Source organism: Aliiroseovarius sp. F20344 (assembly GCF_023016155.1).
Lineage (GTDB): Bacteria > Pseudomonadota > Alphaproteobacteria > Rhodobacterales > Rhodobacteraceae > Aliiroseovarius.
Genome location: NZ_JALKBG010000008.1, coordinates 27,439 through 48,132, shown reverse-complemented (window position 1 = coordinate 48,132; position 20,694 = coordinate 27,439). Strand labels below are relative to the sequence as shown.

The 20,694-nt window shown below is 56.8% G+C and carries 19 protein-coding genes; 13 read left to right on the top strand and 6 right to left on the bottom strand.

Annotated elements, in window-relative coordinates; all coding sequences use genetic code 11:
• Nucleotide 1 precedes the first annotated feature (1 nt).
• Both MWU55_RS09340 and MWU55_RS09335 read right to left on the bottom strand, forming a co-directional pair.
• The gene (locus tag MWU55_RS09340; protein ID WP_246935785.1) at nt 2-2,044 is read right to left on the bottom strand and encodes an NADH:flavin oxidoreductase; all 2,043 of its coding nucleotides are present in this window, start codon (nt 2,042-2,044) and stop codon (nt 2-4) included.
• 11 nt (nt 2,045-2,055) lie between these two features.
• Nucleotides 2,056-3,615 carry a trimethylamine methyltransferase family protein gene (locus MWU55_RS09335; RefSeq protein WP_246935784.1) on the bottom strand — a complete coding sequence of 520 codons (1,560 nt, stop codon included), beginning with the start codon at nt 3,613-3,615 and terminating at the stop codon, nt 2,056-2,058.
• A gap of 83 nt (nt 3,616-3,698) precedes the next feature.
• Between MWU55_RS09335 and MWU55_RS09330 the strand changes: the two genes are divergently transcribed.
• The 3 genes from MWU55_RS09330 (at nt 3,699) to MWU55_RS09320 (ending at nt 8,216) form a co-directional block, all read left to right on the top strand.
• A complete protein-coding gene (locus MWU55_RS09330; protein WP_246935783.1) occupies nt 3,699-4,316 on the top strand; it encodes a TetR/AcrR family transcriptional regulator in 618 nt (205 codons plus the stop codon).
• Nucleotides 4,317-4,450: 134 nt separating this feature from the next.
• Nucleotides 4,451-7,648, top strand: coding sequence for a reductive dehalogenase (locus tag MWU55_RS09325; protein ID WP_246935782.1), 3,198 nt, complete (start codon nt 4,451-4,453; stop codon nt 7,646-7,648).
• Between the two features lie 82 nt (nt 7,649-7,730).
• Nucleotides 7,731-8,216, top strand: a complete 486-nt coding sequence (locus MWU55_RS09320) for a fasciclin domain-containing protein (RefSeq protein WP_246935781.1) — start codon at nt 7,731-7,733, stop codon at nt 8,214-8,216.
• A gap of 65 nt (nt 8,217-8,281) precedes the next feature.
• Here the strand turns inward: MWU55_RS09320 and MWU55_RS09315 are convergent, their stop codons facing one another.
• Genes MWU55_RS09315 through MWU55_RS09305 form a run of 3 tightly spaced genes read right to left on the bottom strand, consistent with a single transcriptional unit; the run spans nt 8,282 to nt 11,800 of the window.
• Nucleotides 8,282-9,664, bottom strand: a complete 1,383-nt coding sequence (locus MWU55_RS09315) for a HAMP domain-containing sensor histidine kinase (protein ID WP_246935780.1) — start codon at nt 9,662-9,664, stop codon at nt 8,282-8,284.
• 23 nt (nt 9,665-9,687) lie between these two features.
• Nucleotides 9,688-11,058, bottom strand: a complete 1,371-nt coding sequence (locus MWU55_RS09310; protein WP_246935779.1) for an FAD-dependent oxidoreductase — start codon at nt 11,056-11,058, stop codon at nt 9,688-9,690.
• Between the two features lies 1 nt (nt 11,059).
• A complete protein-coding gene (locus MWU55_RS09305; protein WP_246935778.1) occupies nt 11,060-11,800 on the bottom strand; it encodes a TVP38/TMEM64 family protein in 741 nt (246 codons plus the stop codon).
• 261 nt (nt 11,801-12,061) lie between these two features.
• Here MWU55_RS09305 and rpmH point away from each other — a divergent pair, with 261 nt between their 5' ends.
• From rpmH to yihA, 10 genes are all read left to right on the top strand, one after another.
• Nucleotides 12,062-12,196, top strand: coding sequence for a 50S ribosomal protein L34 (gene rpmH / locus MWU55_RS09300; protein ID WP_048599009.1), 135 nt, complete (start codon nt 12,062-12,064; stop codon nt 12,194-12,196).
• Between the two features lie 17 nt (nt 12,197-12,213).
• Nucleotides 12,214-12,654: a ribonuclease P protein component gene (gene rnpA, locus MWU55_RS09295; RefSeq protein ID WP_246935777.1), complete on the top strand. Its 441-nt coding sequence runs from the start codon at nt 12,214-12,216 to the stop codon at nt 12,652-12,654.
• Nucleotides 12,651-12,899, top strand: coding sequence for a membrane protein insertion efficiency factor YidD (gene yidD / locus MWU55_RS09290; protein ID WP_246935776.1), 249 nt, complete (start codon nt 12,651-12,653; stop codon nt 12,897-12,899). Before rnpA ends, yidD begins: the two co-directional genes overlap by 4 nt.
• Nucleotides 12,900-13,250: 351 nt before the next feature.
• A complete protein-coding gene (locus tag MWU55_RS09285; RefSeq protein ID WP_246935775.1) occupies nt 13,251-13,478 on the top strand; it encodes a hypothetical protein in 228 nt (75 codons plus the stop codon).
• Nucleotides 13,479-13,590: 112 nt separating this feature from the next.
• On the top strand, nt 13,591-13,821 hold the full coding sequence (locus tag MWU55_RS09280) for a hypothetical protein (protein WP_246935774.1): 231 nt from the start codon (nt 13,591-13,593) through the stop codon (nt 13,819-13,821).
• Nucleotides 13,822-14,010: 189 nt separating this feature from the next.
• Nucleotides 14,011-14,859 (top strand): tRNA 2-thiocytidine(32) synthetase TtcA, encoded by an 849-nt coding sequence (ttcA, locus tag MWU55_RS09275; RefSeq protein WP_246935773.1) that lies wholly within the window; start codon nt 14,011-14,013, stop codon nt 14,857-14,859.
• 117 nt (nt 14,860-14,976) lie between these two features.
• The gene (locus MWU55_RS09270; protein WP_246935772.1) at nt 14,977-16,548 is read left to right on the top strand and encodes a bifunctional diguanylate cyclase/phosphodiesterase; all 1,572 of its coding nucleotides are present in this window, start codon (nt 14,977-14,979) and stop codon (nt 16,546-16,548) included.
• A 67-nt stretch (nt 16,549-16,615) separates the two neighbouring features.
• Entirely contained in the window at nt 16,616-18,427 is a 1,812-nt protein-coding gene (yidC, locus tag MWU55_RS09265) for a membrane protein insertase YidC (RefSeq protein ID WP_246935771.1), read from the top strand.
• Nucleotides 18,424-19,179, top strand: coding sequence for an MOSC domain-containing protein (locus MWU55_RS09260; RefSeq protein WP_246935770.1), 756 nt, complete (start codon nt 18,424-18,426; stop codon nt 19,177-19,179). The genes yidC and MWU55_RS09260 overlap by 4 nt, the downstream gene beginning before the upstream one ends.
• Entirely contained in the window at nt 19,176-19,829 is a 654-nt protein-coding gene (gene yihA, locus MWU55_RS09255) for a ribosome biogenesis GTP-binding protein YihA/YsxC (protein ID WP_246935769.1), read from the top strand. Before MWU55_RS09260 ends, yihA begins: the two co-directional genes overlap by 4 nt.
• Nucleotides 19,830-19,858: 29 nt before the next feature.
• Here the strand turns inward: yihA and MWU55_RS09250 are convergent, their stop codons facing one another.
• Complete coding sequence (locus MWU55_RS09250) at nt 19,859-20,593, bottom strand: SDR family oxidoreductase (RefSeq protein WP_246935768.1); 735 nt, start codon at nt 20,591-20,593, stop codon at nt 19,859-19,861.
• Between the last annotated feature and the right edge of the window lie 101 nt (nt 20,594-20,694).

Here is a 20,694-nt window from a genome sequence, read left to right as displayed (position 1 = left end):
TTTACAGGTCTTTCACCAGCCTTAACGCGTCATAGATTGCCGCATGCGTATTGCGTGCGTTCACGGCATCCCCAATCCGGAACAGCTGAAAATTTCCATCCGCATTTGTGTTGATCGTCTGCGGCTTGCCCGTGATCAGGGCCTCTTGATCGACCTCACCGCGGTTTGACGATAGCTCTTTCAGCTCAAAATACAGATCATCCATCGGCAGTGTGCCATAGTTCACCACCACTTGATCGTATGTCGCCTCGCGGGTGAAATCAGAGTAATCGGTGCCAAGGGTAACCTTCAAGCGATTGCCATCACGCGCGACACTCTTAAGGCGTTCGGTAACGGTGAACTTCACCCCTTTGGGCTGTAGTGACCGCATGTAAGGCACAAGGTTCATCGCCATGATGTCAGGGGCGAAAGTGCGGTCAGGGGTCATCACTTCAACATTTGCACCAGCTTCGGCCGCGATTTCGGCGGCTTGCATTGCCGGGTGATCACCGCTTTCGTCATAGATCAGCACATCGCCTGCGCATTTCACGTCCCCCGCGATCACATCCCACGCGCTGATCGCCAAATCCTGATCGGTTTTGGTTTCGAAAAGCGTCAGATTGGGCAGACCGCCTGTCGCAACAATCACCACGTCTGGATTCAGCGCAGTCACGTCTGAGGCTTCAGCCCATGTGTTGAAATGGAAGGTCACATCGCGGGCGGCGCATTGGGACATACGCCAGTCAACGATGCCAATCATCTCGCGACGACGTGGGGTTTGTGCTGCTAACCGCAGCTGCCCGCCCGGATCAGGTTGCGCTTCGAACACGGTCACATCATGCCCACGCTCGGCCGCGACACGCGCTGCTTCCAGCCCTGCAGGGCCAGCGCCCACAACAACCACCTTTCGTTTCTCGCCCGCTGGTTCAGCCACATGCGGCATGGTCAGCTCGCGACCGGTGGCGGCATTGTGCATGCATAGCGCATCACCTGCCTGATAGATGCGATCCAGACAGTAGGTTGCGCCCACGCAGGGGCGAATATCCTCTTCGCGCCCCTCCACGATCTTTTGCACGATATGCGGGTCCGCCATATGGGCGCGGGTCATCCCGACCATATCCAATTGACCCGAGGCAATGGCGTGGCGCGCGGTTGCGACATCGGGGATGCGGGCGGCGTGGAAAGTCGGCATTCCAACCTCAGCCCGCACACGCCCTGCGAAATCCAGATGCGGTGAAGATGGCGCGCCCTGAATGGGGATCATATCCGTCAAAGCTGGATCCGTGTGAATGCGCCCGCGGTTGATGTTTAGATACTGGACCTGCCCACAATCGCGCAGCATTTTGGCGATCTCCATACCCATATCCGGGTCGATACCCCCATCTTCCACCTCGTCCGGGGCGAAACGCACTCCAAGGACAAACTCGTCACCCACACGCTTGCGTACGGCATCTATGATTTCCAGCGTCAGCTTCATCCGCGCAGCCAAATCTCCGCCATAGGGACCCTCAAGATGGTTGGTCAGCGGGGAAATGAACTGATCCAGCAAGTGCCCATGGGTCATAATCTCGACCCCATCCATTCCGCCTGCTTGCATCCGCTCGGCCGCGTCCGCAAAATCCGAGATGATCCGCGAAATATCCCAGTCCTCGGCCAATTTCGGGAACGCCCGGTGGGCTGGTTCGCGATGCGGTGTCGAACAGACCGGTGGCAGCCAATCGCCTTTGTTCCATCCAGTGCGCCGCCCCAGATGGGTTAACTGGATCATGCAGGCCGCACCATGTTCATGCACTGCATCGGTCAGGTTCTTGATCCACGGCACCACCTCGTCCTTATAGGCGAGGATGTTGTTGAAGACGGGCGGGCTGTTTTTCGACACAGCCGCCGATCCGGCCGTCATTGCCATCGCGACGCCTGCCTTGGCCCGTTCGGCATGGTAGGCCGCATAGCGCTCTTTCGGCATGCCATCTTCAGGATACGCGGGCTCGTGACTGGTGGTCATGATCCGGTTTCTTAAAGTCAGGTGTCCCAGCTGGTAGGGCTGCAAAAGGGGATCGTTCGACATCATCTTCTCCGTCAGTACCAGGCGTCTTCCATCGAGGCTTTCTTTCGCGCCACGAAGTCTTTCAGTTCTGCATCCTTCACCGGATCCATGCCCGGCGCTTCATAAGCCGCCAGTTGTGCCTTCCAGCGCAGGTTAGCGCGGGTGGCCATATCGACCTCGCCCTGCTCGTCCCATGTTTCCCACGGTTGGTTGTCGTCCAGCGCACTGTCGTAATAGGCGGTCTTATAGTGGCGCATCGTATGTGCGGTCGAAAACAGGTGCTCCCCCGGTCCTTTTTCGGCCAAGGCATCGAAGCCCAAAGTATCCTCGTTCACCTGCACCCCATCGTAATACGCATGCAACGCACCGCAGAGGTCCAGATCAAGCATGAACTTCTCGTAAGACATCGACAACAGCCCATCGAGGAAGCCTGCAGAATGTAGCAAATAGTTTGCCCCACATTGCACCGCTGACATCATCGACATCATGCTTTGCTGCATGGCTTGCGCATCCGGCAGTTTAGAGGTCGAGAAGTTGCCCGCACAGCGCAGCGGCATATTCAGGCGACGTGCCAGCTGCCCAAACACAAGACTGCCCAGCGCCGGTTCCGCCGTCCCAAATGTTGGCGATCCAGATCTCAGCGACATTGAGCTGATGAAGCTCGCCAGAACAGCAGGAGATCCCGGGCGTTCCAATTGCGTAATTGCGCAAGACACCATGCTTTCGGCCAAACATTGCGCGGCTGATCCTGCAAGGGTCAGCGGTGACACGGCCCCACCCAGCAAGAAAGGAAGGTGAATGGACCCCTGCCCTGCCTTCGCATATTCGCGAATGCCTTTTGACGTGATCCCATCAATTACCAACGGGCTGGTGGTGTTGAAATTGCCCATAATCACGCAGTTCTGATCGACAAAATCAGTGCCAAACAAGATGCGGCACATCTCGACGCTATCGGCCGCACGTTCGGGGGCTGTAACGGACCCAAGGAAGGCGCGATCAGAATAGCGCATGTGGGCATAGACCATATCCAGATGGCGTTTGTTCACCGGGATATCTGTGGGCTCGCAAACCGTTCCGCCCGAGTGATGCAGCCATGGGCTCATCTGTCCCAGCTTTACGAAGTTCTGGAAATCCTCAAGCGTGCCATAGCGCCGCCCCTTGTCCAGATCCATGACAAACGGGCTGCCGTAAGAAGGCGCAAAAACCACGTTATCGCCGCCAATCTCGACGTTGTTGGCCAGGTTGCGGGCGTGTTGGGTGAACACTGCCGGAGCAGTCTTCAATATCTCGCGGATCATGCCCGGTGCGAATTTGATGTTCCATCGTGTGGGATCGAGCTGGGTGACTTCACCGCCTGCCATTCGAAACATCTCAACCGTTTCAGGGTCATCTCGAAATTCGATGCCAATCTCAGCCATGATGCGATCGGCTGTCGCCTCGATCTGTTCTAACGCTTCATCGCCCAGAAGGTCATAGGTGGGGATGTTTCGTTTGATATAGGGGCGTTCCAAATGGGGATTCTGTCCGGGCGAGCCGTCCCTTGCTTGACGTCCACCTCGGCTACGCCGCCGCTTCACCGCAGTTTCGCTCATCGCATTCTCCTCCATTGCGAGTCGCCATTGACACTAGCGTCAGGAGGTTTGACACATGTGTCAAGTTCTCTAGAGTGCCCCGCATGACCCAAAAACGACAAAACCGCCCACGCGCGACCAAAAAACTTTGGCTAGACGCCGCAATAGAGCTGTTGATTAAAACCGGCGCTGACGGTGTGAAGATCATGCCTTTGGCTGAGCGTCTGGGTCTGACACGTACCGGTTTCTACCATCATTTCCGCGATCGCGATGCTCTGCTGGACGCGATGATTGAACGGTGGGAACGCAAAAACAGCGGCAATCTGGTTGCCCAATGTGACCTATATGCCGAGACGATTTGCGAGGCGATGTTCAACCTTCAGGATTGCTGGTTCCAATCCAAGCTGTTTGATGCCCAACTGGACCGTGCCATTCGAAATTGGGCCGATCATGATCGGAAGCTGAAAGCGCGGGTCGATGCGGCAGATGCCAAGCGCAAAACCGCAATTCAAGGAATGTTCGAGCGGTTCGGCTATCCCCCAACAGACGCCGAAATCAGGACGATGACCATTCTGTTCACGCAGGTTGGCTATATCGCCATGGAGATCAAAGAAGATCATGCCGCCCGTGTGAATCGCGTCCCTCTGTACGTTGAGCTTTTCACGGGAAAAACCCCCACAAAGCACGAGATTAGCCGATTCCGCGCACGGAATGGATATTGAATCCAATTTAAGCTGGCACTGTGATCACGAATATGATCATTTAACAGTCATAAGTATTCGACCATGGTGGGAGGGTCGGAAAAGCCGCATGAGCGCGCTGTTACGCCGATAACTCGCCAAGCTGAAAGACAAAGATGCGCTTGTTTTCGACCCGCAATCGGCCTGTGGATTTGGGCCCCTATCCGCTTGAACGGCTCCGACGCGTGGATCAACCCACCGCTGTCGACCAGTTACCAATGGATGCGCCAATCAGCTTTCACCGACATGATCAGCCGGACAGCATCGTTAATGCCATGACGCCCTATCAGGCAGCCTTGGACGCCATTCGCGACGGTCAAATCAATCCAGCGCCCTCCACTATCCCCACAGATCCAGATGAACGCGCGCGACACCTAAAGGCATTTGGGTATTTTTCAGATGCGTCCATGGTTGGCATCACGCGGCTCGACGCGACCGCCCATCTTAAGACATCCGTTGAAAACCCCGGCATACAAGAGCTTGTGAGCGCGCTTGAAACGCGCGAGGTGAAAACGCTGGCCGCTGGTATCGATGTCCTGATGGCAGAGCTTAAGGAAAGCCTTGCAACAAAGAACCGTGCGATCACGGATCACACCCACGCGATTGTCTTCCTTTACGAACATCACCGCGCCCCAAGACAGGACGAACCCGGCGCAAGCTGGATCATGGATGCGCAGGCTCAACGGGCCTGTTTGCTGTCCGCCGAAACTGCCATCGTCATTGCGAACTACTTGCGTCTTTTAGGCCATGATGCCAAAGCGCACACTGGGGCTGCGAGCGACGTCTGGCTTTCGCGTCTTTCGGTCCAAGCTGGGCTGACATGGGCAACCCCAAACGGTGCGCGTGCGCCCTGGCTTGGTGAAGGTTTTGGTTTGGCAGTCGTCACCACCAATCTTGAGATGACACCAGATCGTCCCCTTGCCCCAGAACCTGACCAACCAAATCTAACCGGGTTGCGGTGGTGGTTGGGCAAGGACAGCGCCAAGTCAGGCCTAAACCAAGATCCGTATACGAAACGCGACTACACAATGGGTCCGCTTCCTTTTGAGCGTCTGAAGCGCGTCGACACCCCCACATCTTACATCGACGAAGAAAACGTCGCACGCGTCCCGAAACGCTCGGACATGTTCGCACGTGCACAGTTTGGGGACATGGGGAAGAACCTGCACGAAGGCTCGTCCGGGGGGATGTATGTGCGCAAGGCTGCACCCAGCTATGCGCAACGGCGCGCGCTTGGTGTTTTCACGTTGCTACAGGATGGACCCGTTGCCAACGGTATAAGCCCTGCGGATGCCAAGCAGAACGCTGCCGCAATCCGGGCCGCCAGTTACTTTCTGGGCATTGACGCCGCGGGCACCAGCCGTTGTCCCGATTGGGCATGGTACAGCCATGATGCGGCGGGGGAAGAAATCACTCCGCCACATGATCAGGCCATTTCCATGATCGTCGATCAGGGGTTCGAAACTATGGAGGGCGCGTCAGGCGATGATTGGATCGCCGTCAGCCAATCCATGCGCGCTTATTTAAGGTTCTCGCTGATCGGGGGCGTCATCGCACAACAAATCCGCAATCTTGGATACTCGGCCAAGGCCCATACGGTGATGGATGGCACGGTGCTGCAGCCTCCACTGCTTCTACTGGCTGGCTTGGGTGAGATTTCGCGGATCGGAGACGTGATCCTGCACCCCTATCTGGGGCCACGCCTTAAGTCAGGTGTAGTAACAACCGACATGCCCCTATCGCATGACAAGCCAATTGATTTCGGTCTGCAGCGGTTCTGCGAAGCGTGTAACAAATGCGCGCGCGAATGCCCGTCCGGTGCAATCACTGCCGGGCCAAAGAAGATGTTCAACGGCTATGAGATCTGGAAATCTGACAGCCAAAAATGCACCACCTACCGTGTGACTCAACCCGGTGGCGCGATGTGTGGTCGCTGTATGAAGACGTGCCCCTGGAATCTTGAGGGGCTTTTTGCGCAGGCGCCCATGAGATGGGCAGCATCGACCATTCCGGGGGCTGCACCGGTACTGGCGAAACTTGATGACGCCGTCGGCAATGGCGGATTGAATGATGTCAAAAAATGGTGGTGGGATCTGAAGCTTGGCGAAGACGGCGGTTATCACCCCACAGATGACCCGGTGAACCGCCGCGACCTTCAACGCGAGATCAAACTTGATCCGGAAAGCCAGACCCTTGCGGCATATCCAGCTGATCTTGCGCCGCCGCCCTATCCCTATCCCTTCCCTATGGATCGCGAGGCCGGGATAACGGCCTATGACGCGATGATCACGGCGGGCGAATATCGCGACCGCAAGGCACGCGGCGACCTGTCGATGGTACATCGCTATACGGTGCCGGAAGACAGCCCGGTCTTGCAACTGGCAGTGTCCAAGGTCGAACAAATGACACCGGGCATCGCCAAATACGAACTCTCCGCGCAGGATGGATCGCGTTTGCCCGCTTGGACCGCTGGGGCGCATCTTGATGTGCTGGTGTCCCCTGATTTCCTGCGTCAGTATTCGCTGTCTGGCGATCCGTCAGATCGCAACAGCTATCAAATAGGCGTCCTGCGCGAGGAAGGTGGGCGCGGCGGATCGGCCCTTCTGCACCGCATTTTCACTGAGGGGCGCAAAGTCTTCGTCTCAAAACCCATCAACCATTTCGAACTGGTCGAAGACGCCCCCAAAAGCTTCCTGATGGGTGGCGGCATTGGCATCACGCCAATGATCGCCTTCGCCCACCGGCTTCACGCGCTGGGGAAAGACTTCGCGCTGCACTATTCGGTCGGTCGTCGGGATGAGGCCGGATTCCTTGAAGATCTGGCCGCGATGCCTTGGGCAGATCGGGTGCATCTGCATATCTCGGATGAAGACACTCGGGCGGATTTCGACACGGTGTTGGCGGATGCGCCGGAGGGCGCACATGTCTATGCCTGTGGCGCGGACCGCTACATGGACGCGGTGATGGAAGCCGCGGCGCGCCAAGATTTCCCGGAAGAAGCGCGGCATCTAGAGTATTTCTCGGTGCCCGAACAGCCAGACTATGAAAACCACCCATTCAAATTGCAGCTGAAAGATGGGCGCCGCATCGAGGTCTCGGCGGACCAAACGGCCGCAGACGCGCTGAATGCTGCCGGAGTGCATGTGGATGTGAAATGCTCTGACGGGATTTGCGGCGTGTGCAAATGCGGTTTGATCTCGGGCGATGTGGAACATCGGGATTTTGTTCTGTCCAATGCCCAGCGCGAGGGCGCGATGATCCTGTGCCAAAGCCGGGCTGCGGAACCGGGCGGTGAAATCACTGTGGATTTGTAAGATCACGGAAACGTCATCGGCTGTAGTGATCTGACCTAAGAGGGCACGCGTACTCCTTGTATCAAACAACATGGAGAACGTTATGCTTCGTCGTACATTTATTGCCCTCGCCGCCACCGCTGCATTCAGTGCCCCCGCATTCGCAGATGGTCATTCGAAAGACATTGTGGACACAGCCGTTGCTGCTGGTAGCTTCACCACTCTTGTTGCAGCGGTTCAAGCTGCAGGCCTTGTCGACACCCTGAAGGGTGAGGGCCCGTTCACAGTTTTCGCCCCAACCGATGACGCGTTCGCCGCGCTTCCGGAAGGTACCGTCGAAACACTGCTGATGCCCGAGAACAAAGACAAACTCGTGTCGATCCTGACCTATCACGTAGTCCCGGGCAAAGTAATGTCAGGCGATCTGTCTGACGGCATGATGGCCGCAACCGTACAAGGGTCCGAAGTCAAAATCGGCACCATGTCGGGTGTCACTGTCCAAGGTGCAAATGTGGTGTCAGCAGACATCGAAACGTCAAATGGCGTTATCCACGTCATCGACAGCGTGAACCTGCCTCCGGAAAGCTAAAACTTAGTCCCCCACTCACGGTGGGCAGGTAAGGGGTCGCTCACGCGGCCCCTTTTCGTTGAAGACTATTCTTCGATTGATTTCGGCAAGGTCACTAGAAAAGCTGTTCCATCTTCATCCGTCCGCTCTAAGTCCAGTGTGCCGCCGTGGCCGCGTACCAGTTCAGCGGCAATCGCCATGCCAAGGCCCGAGCCGCCCTTGCGGTTGGTCCCCGCAAAAGGTTGGAACAGATGTTCGCGCGCATTTTTGGGCAATCCCGGTCCGGTATCGACAACGCGAATTTGCCAATCCGCATCTGTCTCGAATGCTTGCAATGCGATCTCGCCGGGTTTGCCGGATGCAACAATTGCCTGGCGTGCATTGCGCACGAGGTTTGATAAGACGCGATACAGCTGCTCGGGATCTGCACGCAGGGTCAGCCCCATGGGAATGTCTTCGGCGAAGGACAGATCATGTTCGCCTGCTGACAGACGTTCGCTGTCAAAGATGTCACCCGCCAAATCAGCCAGATTAACCCATCCAAGCGACGGCGCAGGTTCCTCGGCCTTGCCAAAAGCAAGCGTGTTTTCACACAGGCTAACGGCACGACTGATCGAGTTCAAAAGCTTCGGCACCACCCGCTTCACCATTGGATCGTTGCTGCCTTCCATTCGGTCCGCGAAAAGCTGTGCCGTGGTCAGAACGTTGCGCAAGTCATGGCTGATCCGCGCAACGGCCCCGCCCAATTGCGCCAACCGTTCCTTTTGGCGCAACGCGCCCGTCAAATCAGTTTGCAGAGAGCGTAGCGTCAGTTCCGCCTCGCGTAGCTCGGTCACATTTGTGTCGGGCGAGATGATGCGGCGCGCATCCTCGGGATCGGCTGCATAAGCTTTCATATTGCCTACGACGCCCTTGATCGGTCGTACGATCAGGCGCTGCACCGCAAGGAACAACAACAATGCCGTAATAACCGAGATGACAGCCGACAGTAGTAGGATGTTCAGACCATAATCGATCATCGCAGCGCGCAGCTTGGCGGTCCACATGGTAACTTCGATCACCAACCCGCCTTCGCGCACCGGATCACCGATGATCCGAATAACCTCGGGCTCGGTGTTGAAAAGCCGCATCATGGCGTCCCGGATCAGCGTCATTGCGGATGCATCACGCAGATCAAAGTCGTGGGTGACAGCCCCAGGTGGCGTCGACGACAACATCAGTTCGCGCATTTCATCGCGGCGCAACACGACGTTATAGACCTCGGCGTTTTCCAGAAGCTCGGCTTCCAGCTCTGGTGCGATCATGTCATCGGCCAACAGGGCCAGCGATGCAATCTGCGCCCGTTCCAAACGGTCTTGCAGATAATCGGCGCGGAAACGCGCGACGGAAGGCACGAAGATCAAAATCTCGGCCAGCATGACGAACAGGGTCGTCAGGATCAAAAAACGGCCGGAAAGAGTATTGAACACCGCTGCGTCCTCGCCAGTTCACATCACGGGATGAATTTCTGCACGAAACCCACGACCCGCTTCACCATAGGACTATCAAAGAGCCGAGGCGAGAAATAGGCCCCCGCCGCCCGTTTGCTGATTTCCGCCATCGTCGGATATGGCGCAACCATCGCTGCAATCTGCCCCATTTTCAAACGGTTGGCCATGGCAAGCGCCCACAAAGTGATCATCTCGCCTGCGCCGGGACCGATAATCGAGACCCCCACCGGGCGACCTTTGACGATCATCACCTTGATCAAGCCCTTTGTTTGCTGGGTCGCAATCGCGCGGTCATTGCCCGCAAAGTCGAAACGCGCCACCTCCATCTTGTCACCATGGGCGTCCTTGGCTTGTTCTTCAGTCAGACCGATCTGCGCCATCTCGGGCGATGTATAAGTGGCCCAAGGAATGTGATCCGTGCGTTGTTTCGACGGCAGTCCAAACAGCATAGATCGGATGATCACGCCTGCATGGTAGCCCGCCACATGGGTAAATTGCAGTCCGCCCGCGACGTCCCCGATGGCGTAAACTTTCTTGTTCGTCGTGCGCAGGCTGGCGTCGACCTTGATGCCAGTTCGGGTGGGTTCAATCCCTGCCACTTCAAGGTTCAGTTTGTCCGTATTGGCTTTGCGCCCCACGGCCATCAGAAGATGCGTGCCTTTGAAGATACGGCCATCCTTGGCCTCGACCTCGATCGCACCGGCTTTGCCGCGGATTTCGGCGGCCATTGCGTCTTCTTCAATGGCGATGCCTTCACCTCGTAGCGCGTCGAGCACCTGCGCTGCCATCTCGAGATCATCCCGGCCCAGCGCCTTCATGCCCTCGATTACGGTGACCTCACAACCCAGACGACGGTGCGCCTGCGCCATTTCCATGCCAATGGGACCACCGCCGATAATCAAAAGATGATCCGGCTTTTCCTTCAGCTCAAAAATCGTTTCATTTGTCTCATAGGGCACGTTCTCGATCCCCGGGATAGGGGGTACGAAGGGGGACGAGCCCGTCGAGATTACGAAACGGCGTGCCTCGATGACATAGTTGCCAGCTCGTACTTCCTTGGGCGAGATGAACTGACCGTATTCCGTGATGACGCGCACGCCCAACCCCTCGAACCGTTCGACTGAATCGTGAGGCTCGATGGTCGCGATGGTTTGGCGCACATGCTCATGTGCTTCATCCCAGCCCATCGCGGTTTTACCAGCGTGCAAGAGCGCCTTTGACGGCACGCAGCCATAGTTCAGGCAATCTCCGCCCATCTTGTGACCTTCAAGAAGCACAACGGACGCCCCCATCTGAACGGCCCCCGCTGCAACCGAAAGCCCGCCTGAGCCCGCACCAATGATGCAGACATCTGTTTTGATTCGTTCGGCCATATCAGGCGTCCTTCTTGAAAAGCTTCAGCACCATCGGCAGGGCAGCCAACGCGGCCAAACCCAGCATGGGTAGCAGGATGTGCGGTTCAAAGATAATACCCAGATCCGGGGTTTCGCCACGGGCAAAAACCTCGCCCAATCCGGCACCGACAGATGTATAGACCAGCCCGCCGGGGATAATGCCAAGGAAGGTGGACACCACAAAACGGTGAAGTGGCACACCGACCAAAGCGGGGATCAGGTTGGCCACGAAGAACGGCACGGCTGGCACAAGGCGGATGAGGAACAGAACCGACCACTGATTTTCGTCGATCCCGTCTTTGATATTCTTCACCGCGCCTTCGCTGCCTTCCATTTTGGCGGCCAGCTTCTCGCCCAGCCCCCAGCGGGCGGCCAGAAAGATGATCGTCGCGCCAATCGTGGCTGCGGTCACGTTAAAGAGCACGCCCGGAAAGGTCGCAAACAGGAAGCCTCCGGTCAGCGTCGCAATGGTCGCGCCCGGCAGCGAGAAGCCGACGATGACGACATAGGCCGCGATGAACGCGCCAACCGTCAGCAGGTAGTTTGCATCCCGGAAGGCCAACAACGCCTCGCGGTTTTGCGCCAAGGTCTCGAAACTCAGATAGTCACGCAGTGTAAAGGCTCCGATTACGGCAACGCTTAGAATCGCAATCAGGGGCAGGCGGCGAAGAAGCGCGTTTTGCGCAGGCTTCTGGATATCCGCATCGGGTTCGGTCATCATCAAGTATCTTTCCGTGCCGGTTTGGCATAGAGGCAGCAAAGCCGCGTTGGGTTGCCAGCAACATGAGCGCAAAGACCTGCCTTGCCCACCCACCTCACGCTTGCTTGAACGGTGGTGAAGAAAACGGATATCGATGTAACAAAAGGGGCGAAAATATTTCATCAGGCATTTGACTTGCCCCCGAATGACCCCTATAGACCGGGCTTCGAATAACTCACGCTCCGAATCCACCGGGATTGGGAGCATTAACGGAGACGGGCGATGAAACGCACATACCAACCTTCGAACCTGGTTCGCAAACGCCGCCACGGCTTTCGCTCACGCATGGCCACCAAAGCCGGTCGCAAGATCCTGAATGCCCGCCGCGCACGTGGCCGGAAGTCGCTGAGCGCATAAGCGCTCGGGTCGCAGACATGACTGCGCCCAAAGCTGACAAAATGAAAACCGCCGAGACCGAAGGGTCTGCGGCGGTTTCCGTTTGCGCGCCTGATCGCAAGCTAATCACGCTGACAGAGCGGCGCGATTTTTTGGCCGCCGCCCGCGCCCGCCGGGCACCTGCACCTGCCTTCTTGCTTCAAGCACGTAAACGACGTGAAGGCGAAACTGCCCCACCCGAACAAACCCGCATCGGGTACACCTGCTCGAAAAAAGTCGGCAATGCGGTTGTTCGCAACCGAGCCAAGCGCCGTCTGCGTGCCATCGCACGTGAGGTTCTGCCCGGATTGGGCAAGCCCGGCTGGGACTATGTGTTGATCGGTCGCGCTGAAAAGACCGTGTCGCGTGACTATATGGATATGAAAGCGGACCTTGCCCGCGCCATTGAACAGATCCACGCCCCGCGAAAGAAATCATGAGCCCCGCAGCCTTCATCCTATCCCTGCCTATCCGGGCCTATCGCCTGATCTTCAGCCCGTGGGTGGGGTGGAACTGCCGCTATCAACCCACATGCAGCGCCTATGCGCTGGAAGCCTTGCAGAAACACGGCGCCTTTAAAGGTGGCTGGATAGCCGCCAAGCGCATCGCACGCTGCAATCCCTGGGGGTCCTGTGGCTACGACCCTGTGCCTGGCACGGATCACGATTGTAACACTCACGACTGATACAATCGTGCCCGAAGGGCCACATCCCTCCACAACCTGAACACGAAGCTTGAGCTTCATTTCGTTTGCGCTAAACAAGCGCCATCGCAACGCACAAGCAGAAGGAGGCGTTACATGACGAATATCAGCGCTCTCCGCCCATGCCACGTTGCGGCTCCTTGGGGTTATCTTACCGCGTGACTTATTTGTCCCGCGCTTAACCGCCCCGATCCGCCCGCATGCCGGGCCATCCCACAGCTGACACATAAACCCTGATCCCGGCCGCAGTGCGTCCGCGGTTCCGCGTCCCGTCAGCTTTCATTTAACCAAACCCAATATAAAGAGGGCCGGCCCCGTGCCGGTTTCCAACCCATGATGGACTCTAATATTCATTCCAATCCCGTCCGGCTGAACGATCTGCTGGATGATCTGATTGCCGACCATGGAACGCTGCGTGTGCTGCGTGCACTGGCGTTGCGCATCATGTCAGGCCGGACAAGACGACCGCAAGTGGATCATCTGTCCGACCATCTGCGACGTGACGTAGGGCTTCCGCCAAGCCACCCCCCGCCAGACCTCGAGGGGCCCAGGTTTTGGTAAGCCTTTCCAAAGCACCCGCCCCGTTGTTTCGGGGCGGGTCAGAAAACGCTTGACCTAAAGTTCACTTGAGGTCCGACAACAGGCTCAAACCTGCGAAAAAGGAGACACGGAAATGACCCATGTTTTGACCCTTCCACCCCGTCGGCGCAGATCTGTCCGGCTGCAATCCGCGCTTCTGGGCTTGATCGAACGTCATGGCCGCTGGCGCGTTTTGCGTGCGGCATTGTTCGCACGTCCATCTGCGCCACTTAAGGCGGACGACCTGAGCGCCCATCTGCGCCGGGATCTGAATTTACCCGAGGACCCCGGCCTTTTGCCATCTCAGCGACCACATCTGCTGTAATTTCATGGACCTAAACCAGATCGCAGCCAACGCACCGACTTCGACGCAGCCTTTTGTTTTGCAAGAAACTTGGGCTGCGTCTGATCACATCTGCGCACAGAATAAACTGCCCCTCGGCAGCACAATCCTATTACTCCACCTGTTAGACGAACCCTTGCCCGGCGTGGTGTTTTCCCCTATGCCGCGCCCATGTTGGACGACCTAGACGATATCCACCCGCTGTTTCACGGCGCGCCCTCGACCACCGAGTTCAAGAAGCTGCGTAAGCGCATCATGCGAAATGTGCGCGAGGCCTTGGACCAATACGGCATGGTCGAACGTGGGGCGAAGTGGTTGGTCTGCCTGTCAGGTGGCAAAGACAGCTATACGATGCTCGCCGCGCTTTACGAACTGCAGTGGCGCGGCGTGTTGCCGGTCGAGATTCTGGCCTGCAACCTTGATCAGGGCCAACCCGGATTTCCGGCCACCGTGCTGCCGGAATTCCTTGAAAAGATGCATGTTCCGCACCGGATTGAATACGAAGACACCTATTCGATCGTCATGGACAAGATCCCGCAGGGCCGCACGTTTTGTTCTCTTTGCGCGCGCTTGCGTCGTGGCAATCTATATCGCATTGCCCGCGAGGAGGGCTGCTCGGCCGTTGTATTGGGACACCACCGCGACGACATCTTAGAGACGTTTTTTATGAATCTCTTTCACGGTGGACGTCTTGCAACGATGCCTCCGAAATTGGTGAATGAAGAAGGCGATCTGCTTGTTTATCGCCCTCTTGCCCATGTCGCCGAAGAAGACTGCGAAAGATTCGCTGCCCAGATGAACTATCCCATCATCCCGTGCGACCTCTGTGGATCGCAGGACGGGCTGCAGCGTCAGCAGGTTAAAAAGATCATTGATCAGTGGGAATCGAACTTCCCCGGGCGTCGCCAAATCATGTTCAAAGCCCTGATGAACACACGCCCCAGCCACCTTCTGGACCCGCAACTGTTTGATTTTGCAGGCCTTACACGCGATACACCGGTAAATAGCGAAGATTCCTGAATAATTTTTGGCAGTTTTTCTAGGCGCGTTAACACCTGATTGACCACATGTTCCTACTTTGTCCCTTGCGACCCCGACAACCGGGACGCGATTGGAGTATCAATTTAGGAACCCGTCATGGCTGCCAGCTTTGGTCAAAGATCCGTTAAAACTGCTGTTCGAAATCTGCTGACCAGCCCCCACCTTACGGCGTTAATCCCAGCCCTGATGCTTTTCGCCTATTGGTGGGGCGGGGAGCCGCTTTTGTTGCTGGCCGCAATCGTTTTCCCCGGCACATTTGCATTAGGCGGCGCGCTCACAAGATCGACCTTAAAAGACAGATGGCCAACGGATCCCGTCACAGATCTGCCACTACGCCAACGCCTGACCACACTTTTGGATGCAGGGTTTGAAACTCCCGATGTGAAAGAGAAAACCTGCCTTGTCGTCGAAATTGATGACTTCGCGCAAATTGAAGACCACTACGGGTTGGATGCGCAGGACAAGATCGAAGCACAGCTGAGCGAAGCGTTAAGGTCAATGCTGCGCGCGACCGATCTGATTTGTTCGCTGGGGCGCGGCCAGTTTGGCATCGCCATAGACCGTTCAACACGCGCGGATCTTGAAGTTGTGTTGCAAATCGCATCGCGGTTGCAGGCGGTGATTGCAAACCCGATCGACCTTGACCAAACCCGGCTACACCTAACCGCCTGCATCGGATTTGCACTTCCCCAACGCGCGCCCGAGGCTACGGGGGAATCCCTTCTTCAAGCGGCTGAGAGTGCGTTGCAAAACGCACAAGCCGCAGGTTCAGGATCCATTCGTGCCTTTTCCAACGGCATGGCACCACGCGCGGCACCTTCGGAACATTCCGAAGCAGAACTGTCCGACGCGCTTGAATCCGGGCAGATGACCCCGTGGTTCCAGCCACAGATCTGCGTTCAGACCGGACAACTTACGGGCATGGAGGCTTTGGTACGTTGGCACCACCCCAAGCTTGGATGGATCGCCCCCGGAGCGTTCCTGCCTGCGCTGACGCAGGCTGGCCTTCTGGAACGCCTGAGCGAAGTGATGCTGTTCGAATGCCTGACCAGCATCTGCGAATGGGATCGGCAAGGGCTTGAGGTTCCGACAGTCTCGATCAATCTGTCATCCGCAGAACTCTCAAACCCCAAGCTTTTCGAAAAGATCCGCTGGGATCTGGACCGATTTGATGTCTCACCCGAACGATTGACTCTGGAAATTCTGGAATCGGTCATCACTCAGAACGAGGATGACGTAATCACACGCAATATCAATGCCTTGGCCCGTATGGGGTGCAATATTGATCTGGACGATTTCGGCACGGGACACGCTTCAATCTCTCACATTCGACGGTTCACTCTGAACCGGATCAAGATTGACCGCTCTTTCATTACCCATATCGACACGGACCCCAATCAGCAAAACATGGTATCCGCCATTCTAACCATGTCAGACCAGCTTCAGGTCGGGGTTATCGCCGAAGGCGTTGAAACGCATGGCGAATACGCCAAACTGGGCGAATTGGGTTGTACGCATGTTCAGGGTTACGCGATTGCCAAACCCATGCCGATGGATGCAGCTTCGATGTGGATCCGCAACTGTAAGACCTCTGCAGATCGCATCACTGCTGTCCCTTCACCGAATTGGGACAGTCAAACGCCAGCAATTCATGGGAAATCGGGATAAACTGCTTGACCTTTTGCCCCCTGCCCTGTTGAACCACTCTGACCGAAATCTATGAGTGGTGGGCCCGATGGACGACCAGAATAAGAACCTAATCCTGGCAATGGTTCTAAGCTTTATTGTCATCACTGGTTGGCTGATCATGTTTCCGCCCCCGGAGCCTGCTGTTACAACTGATCCGGCAGCGCAAGCTTCACAGTCATCGTCGCCGACCGATAATACTGTTGCCCCTGCAGCTGCAGCCACGACAGAGGCGGCCCCGGCAGATATCGCAACACAACAAGCTCAGGCAGGCCGTGTTGACATCGACACGCCCGAGCTCTCCGGCTCGATCTCGCTTCTGGGTGGTCGCATAGACGATCTGAAGCTGAAGGAATACCACGTCGAACTCTCGAAAGAGAGCGACATCGTCACGCTTCTGCGTCCTGCCGGAGAAGAGAATGCGTATTACACGCTTTACGGCTGGACACCTGGCGGGCAGACGGCGCTGGAAGACGTGCCCGGTCCGACAACTGTCTGGAACGTTGAGAACGGCAGCACCCTTACGCCAAACACCCCAGTTACACTGCGTTGGGACAGCCCATCGGGTCTGATCTTCCGGCGCACGGTGTCGGTTGATGAAAACTTCATGTTCTCAATTGATCAGTCCGTTGAAAACACCAGCGCCGCCGCCCAACGCATGGCGCCCTACGGCGTGATCGCGCGTCACGGTGAACCGCAAGACCAGAAAGGTTTCTTCATCCTGCACGAAGGTCTGATCCGCGAAGTGGATGGTGAACTTGAGGAAAGTGATTATTCGGACATCGCAGATCTGAGTTATGACGACCGCGAGGGCGCATTGGCAGATGTTCAGCAGGTCGAAGAAAACGGCTGGCTTGGCTTCACAGATCACTACTGGATGACCACGCTGATCCCCGAACCTGGTGAGCCTTTCACATCGGTCGTGCGCTATGCTGACAAAGCTGATATCTATCAAGCTCAGTTCCGCCTTCGTGCGCAGGATGTAGCACCCGGTACCACCGCCAGCGCCACGACCCATTTCTTCGCAGGTGCTAAAGAATGGGAAACCATCCGCGCCTATCAAAAAGAAGATGGCATCGACAAGTTCATCGACTCGATCGATTGGGGTTGGTTCTTCTTCCTGACCAAACCGATCTTTGCCGTTCTGCACTGGCTGAACGCGCTGATCGGGAACATGGGGTGGGCGATTATTGGTCTGACCCTTGTGATCAAGGCAGTCCTGTTCCCGCTCGCCTATAAATCTTATGTCTCTATGGCGAAGATGAAAGAGCTTCAGCCAGAAATGGAGAAGCTGAAAGAGCGCGCTGGCGATGATCGTCAGAAGATGCAGCAAGAAATGATGGAGCTGTATAAGCGCGAGAAGGTGAACCCTGCCTCTGGCTGTCTGCCGATCCTGTTGCAGATCCCGATCTTCTTCTCGCTCTATAAGGTGATTTTCGTCACGCTTGAACTGCGTCACGCCCCGTGGATTGGTTGGATCAACGACCTCTCGGCGCCGGACCCCAGCTCGATCCTGAACCTGTTTGGCCTGCTTCCCTATGCAGCCCCCAGCCCGGAAAGCTTCTTGGCCATCATCTCGCTTGGTGTGCTGCCGATCCTGTTGGGTATTTCGATGTGGCTGCAACAAAAGCTGAACCCGGCACCCACGGACGCAACCCAAGCCATGATTTTCGCTTGGATGCCTTGGGTCTTCATGTTCATGCTGGGTGGCTTTGCATCGGGTCTGGTTGTTTACTGGATCGCGAACAACACGATCACTTTTATCCAGCAATACACGATCATGCGCAGCCACGGACACAAACCGGATGTGCTGGGTAACGTATTGAAAAGCTTCAAGAGAAGCCCGAAAGACTCGAAATGACCGGGGTTGTCGCTGGCATCTGGCGGCACCCGATCAAGTCGCATGGACGCGAGGAGCTTCTTCGCGTCCAGTTGACCGAAGGGCGCTGTCTTCCCTTCGACCGAAAATGGGCTGTCGCGCATGAAGCAGCCAAGCTGGAAGACGGTCAACGCTGGGTTCCTTGCACAAACTTCTCGCGAGGGTCCAAAGCCCCCAAACTAATGGCAATTTCGGCTGCGGTGGATGAAGGAACGAATACCGTAACCCTGACTCACCCCGCACAGCCCGGCATCACGATCAATCCAGATCTGTCCGCTGATCAGAAAAGTTTCCTTGATTGGGTTACACCCTTGTCACCCGAGAACCGCGCCCAGCCGTCAAAGCTGGTTTCTGTTGGCCGCGGAATGACAGACACAGAATTTGAAAGCGTATCTTTGATCAATCTTGCATCCCATCGCGAGGTGCAAAAGCAACTTGGGAAAGAGATCTCACCACTGCGTTGGCGCGGGAACTTTCTGCTTGATGGGTTTGAGCCGTGGGAAGAGCGCAACTGGATCGGAAAACGGCTGCGGATTGGCGATGCAGAGTTTGAGGTCCGCGAACATATCAAACGCTGTATGGCAACGACCGCCAGCACCCGCACCGGTGAACGGGACGCAGATACGTTGGGCATCTTGAACCAGAACTGGGGCCATCAGGATTGCGGCGTGTATGCTGTTGTGACGAAGCCCGGCGTTGTCGTCCGGGATGAGCCCGTTGAGGTGATCGAATGACCATGCTTCCCTTTCCAATGGCTGAAGAGCCGGACCAGGCGTCGAAAGAAAAAGGACGTCTTCTGTTTGCCGGGGCGACCGACTTTCTGAAAGGCGTTGTCGCGATGGATGGGCTGCCCGCCCCGGACCGGATCGAGGTTTGCTTTGCTGGGCGATCGAATGTTGGTAAATCCAGCTTGATCAATGCCTTAACTGGTCGCGTCAAACTGGCTCGTGCGTCAAACACGCCGGGCCGCACGCAAGAGATCAACTTTTTCACCACAACTGGCGGCCCCTATCTGGTCGACCTTCCGGGCTATGGTTATGCAAACGCGCCCGTGGCTGTGGTCGAGAAATGGCAGCGGCTTTTAAAGAACTATTTGTCCGGCCGTCAGAACCTGCGTCGCGCGTTTGTTCTGATCGATAGCCGCCATGGTGTGAAGAAGGTTGATGATGAGATCATGAGCCTTCTGGACAAGTCTGCTGTGACCTTTCAAGTGGTGATGACCAAAGCTGACAAAGTGAAGGAAAAGGACCGCGCGAAGGTGATGGAACAGGTGCGCAAAGCGCTGTCCAAACACCCGGCTGCCTATCCCGAACTGGTGTTGACCTCGTCCGAAAAAGGCGACGGAATTGAGACGTTGCGCGCAATCATCGCTGGCCTAGACTAACTTGGGGCGTTCGGCCCTCAGCCTTACACTCACACATGCTGCGCGCCGTTCACTTCAATCTCAGCACCCGAGATATACGAGCTTTCATCCGAGCAGAGGAAATAGATGGCCGAGGCGACTTCCTCGGGTTGACCAAGCCGTTTGAGCGGCAGCTTCTCGACAATCTCTTCGGTTCCGGGGGATAGGATGGCGGTCTCGACTTCGCCCGGGGCGATGGCATTCACACGCACGCCCATCGGGCCGAAATCGTGCGCCATTTCCCGCGTTAACGCAGCAAGTGCTGCCTTCGAGGTTGCGTAAGCAGCACCTGCAAACGGGTGAACGCGCGACCCGGCGATCGACGTCACGTTGACCACAGCGCCTTTGGCTGCCGCCAGTTCCTCGCGCAGACCGCGGGCCAGAACCACGGATGCAAAGAAGTTAACGTGAAAGACCTTACCCCAATCCATAAGGTCCGTGTTCAGCGTATTCAGACGCGAACCTCCGGACCCCTTGGGCGAGATGCCCGCGTTGTTCACAAGCGCATCCAAACGCCCGTTCAGACGTTCCTGAATGACGCCGACCGCGTTGATCGTGTCCGCTGGGTCTGAAAGGTCCAGTTGCACGTGGTTATCCTCGCCGCCGCCCCACGGGCATTCATCAGGAAACGGGTGGCGGGAACAGGTGATCACGCGCCAGCCTTCGCGGTTAAACTTGCGCACGGTCGCGTGGCCAATGCCTCGGCTTGCACCGGTGAGAAGCAGGGTTTTACGGTCGTCACTCATCAGAGCCTCGTAAGGTTAGGTGGGGAAAGGGCTGACTTCTGCTTGCCCGCGCACCCTAGCAGGGCCAGCGGGTACTGCAATGCCTCTTGGCAGGCGCGGCG

Excerpts from the sequence above, each read along its gene's own strand:
- MWU55_RS09340 (WP_246935785.1), bottom strand. The coding sequence starts at position 2,044 with ATGTCGAACGATCCCCTTTTGCAGCCCTACCAGCTGGGACACCTGACT.
- MWU55_RS09335 (WP_246935784.1), bottom strand. The coding sequence starts at position 3,615 with ATGAGCGAAACTGCGGTGAAGCGGCGGCGTAGCCGAGGTGGACGTCAA.
- MWU55_RS09330 (WP_246935783.1), top strand. The coding sequence starts at position 3,699 with ATGACCCAAAAACGACAAAACCGCCCACGCGCGACCAAAAAACTTTGG.
- MWU55_RS09325 (WP_246935782.1), top strand. The coding sequence starts at position 4,451 with ATGCGCTTGTTTTCGACCCGCAATCGGCCTGTGGATTTGGGCCCCTAT.
- MWU55_RS09320 (WP_246935781.1), top strand. The coding sequence starts at position 7,731 with ATGCTTCGTCGTACATTTATTGCCCTCGCCGCCACCGCTGCATTCAGT.
- MWU55_RS09310 (WP_246935779.1), bottom strand. The coding sequence starts at position 11,058 with ATGGCCGAACGAATCAAAACAGATGTCTGCATCATTGGTGCGGGCTCA.
- MWU55_RS09305 (WP_246935778.1), bottom strand. The coding sequence starts at position 11,800 with ATGATGACCGAACCCGATGCGGATATCCAGAAGCCTGCGCAAAACGCG.
- rpmH (WP_048599009.1), top strand. The coding sequence starts at position 12,062 with ATGAAACGCACATACCAACCTTCGAACCTGGTTCGCAAACGCCGCCAC.
- rnpA (WP_246935777.1), top strand. The coding sequence starts at position 12,214 with ATGACTGCGCCCAAAGCTGACAAAATGAAAACCGCCGAGACCGAAGGG.
- yidD (WP_246935776.1), top strand. The coding sequence starts at position 12,651 with ATGAGCCCCGCAGCCTTCATCCTATCCCTGCCTATCCGGGCCTATCGC.
- MWU55_RS09285 (WP_246935775.1), top strand. The coding sequence starts at position 13,251 with ATGATGGACTCTAATATTCATTCCAATCCCGTCCGGCTGAACGATCTG.
- MWU55_RS09280 (WP_246935774.1), top strand. The coding sequence starts at position 13,591 with ATGACCCATGTTTTGACCCTTCCACCCCGTCGGCGCAGATCTGTCCGG.
- ttcA (WP_246935773.1), top strand. The coding sequence starts at position 14,011 with ATGTTGGACGACCTAGACGATATCCACCCGCTGTTTCACGGCGCGCCC.
- MWU55_RS09270 (WP_246935772.1), top strand. The coding sequence starts at position 14,977 with ATGGCTGCCAGCTTTGGTCAAAGATCCGTTAAAACTGCTGTTCGAAAT.
- yidC (WP_246935771.1), top strand. The coding sequence starts at position 16,616 with ATGGACGACCAGAATAAGAACCTAATCCTGGCAATGGTTCTAAGCTTT.
- MWU55_RS09260 (WP_246935770.1), top strand. The coding sequence starts at position 18,424 with ATGACCGGGGTTGTCGCTGGCATCTGGCGGCACCCGATCAAGTCGCAT.
- yihA (WP_246935769.1), top strand. The coding sequence starts at position 19,176 with ATGACCATGCTTCCCTTTCCAATGGCTGAAGAGCCGGACCAGGCGTCG.
- MWU55_RS09250 (WP_246935768.1), bottom strand. The coding sequence starts at position 20,593 with ATGAGTGACGACCGTAAAACCCTGCTTCTCACCGGTGCAAGCCGAGGC.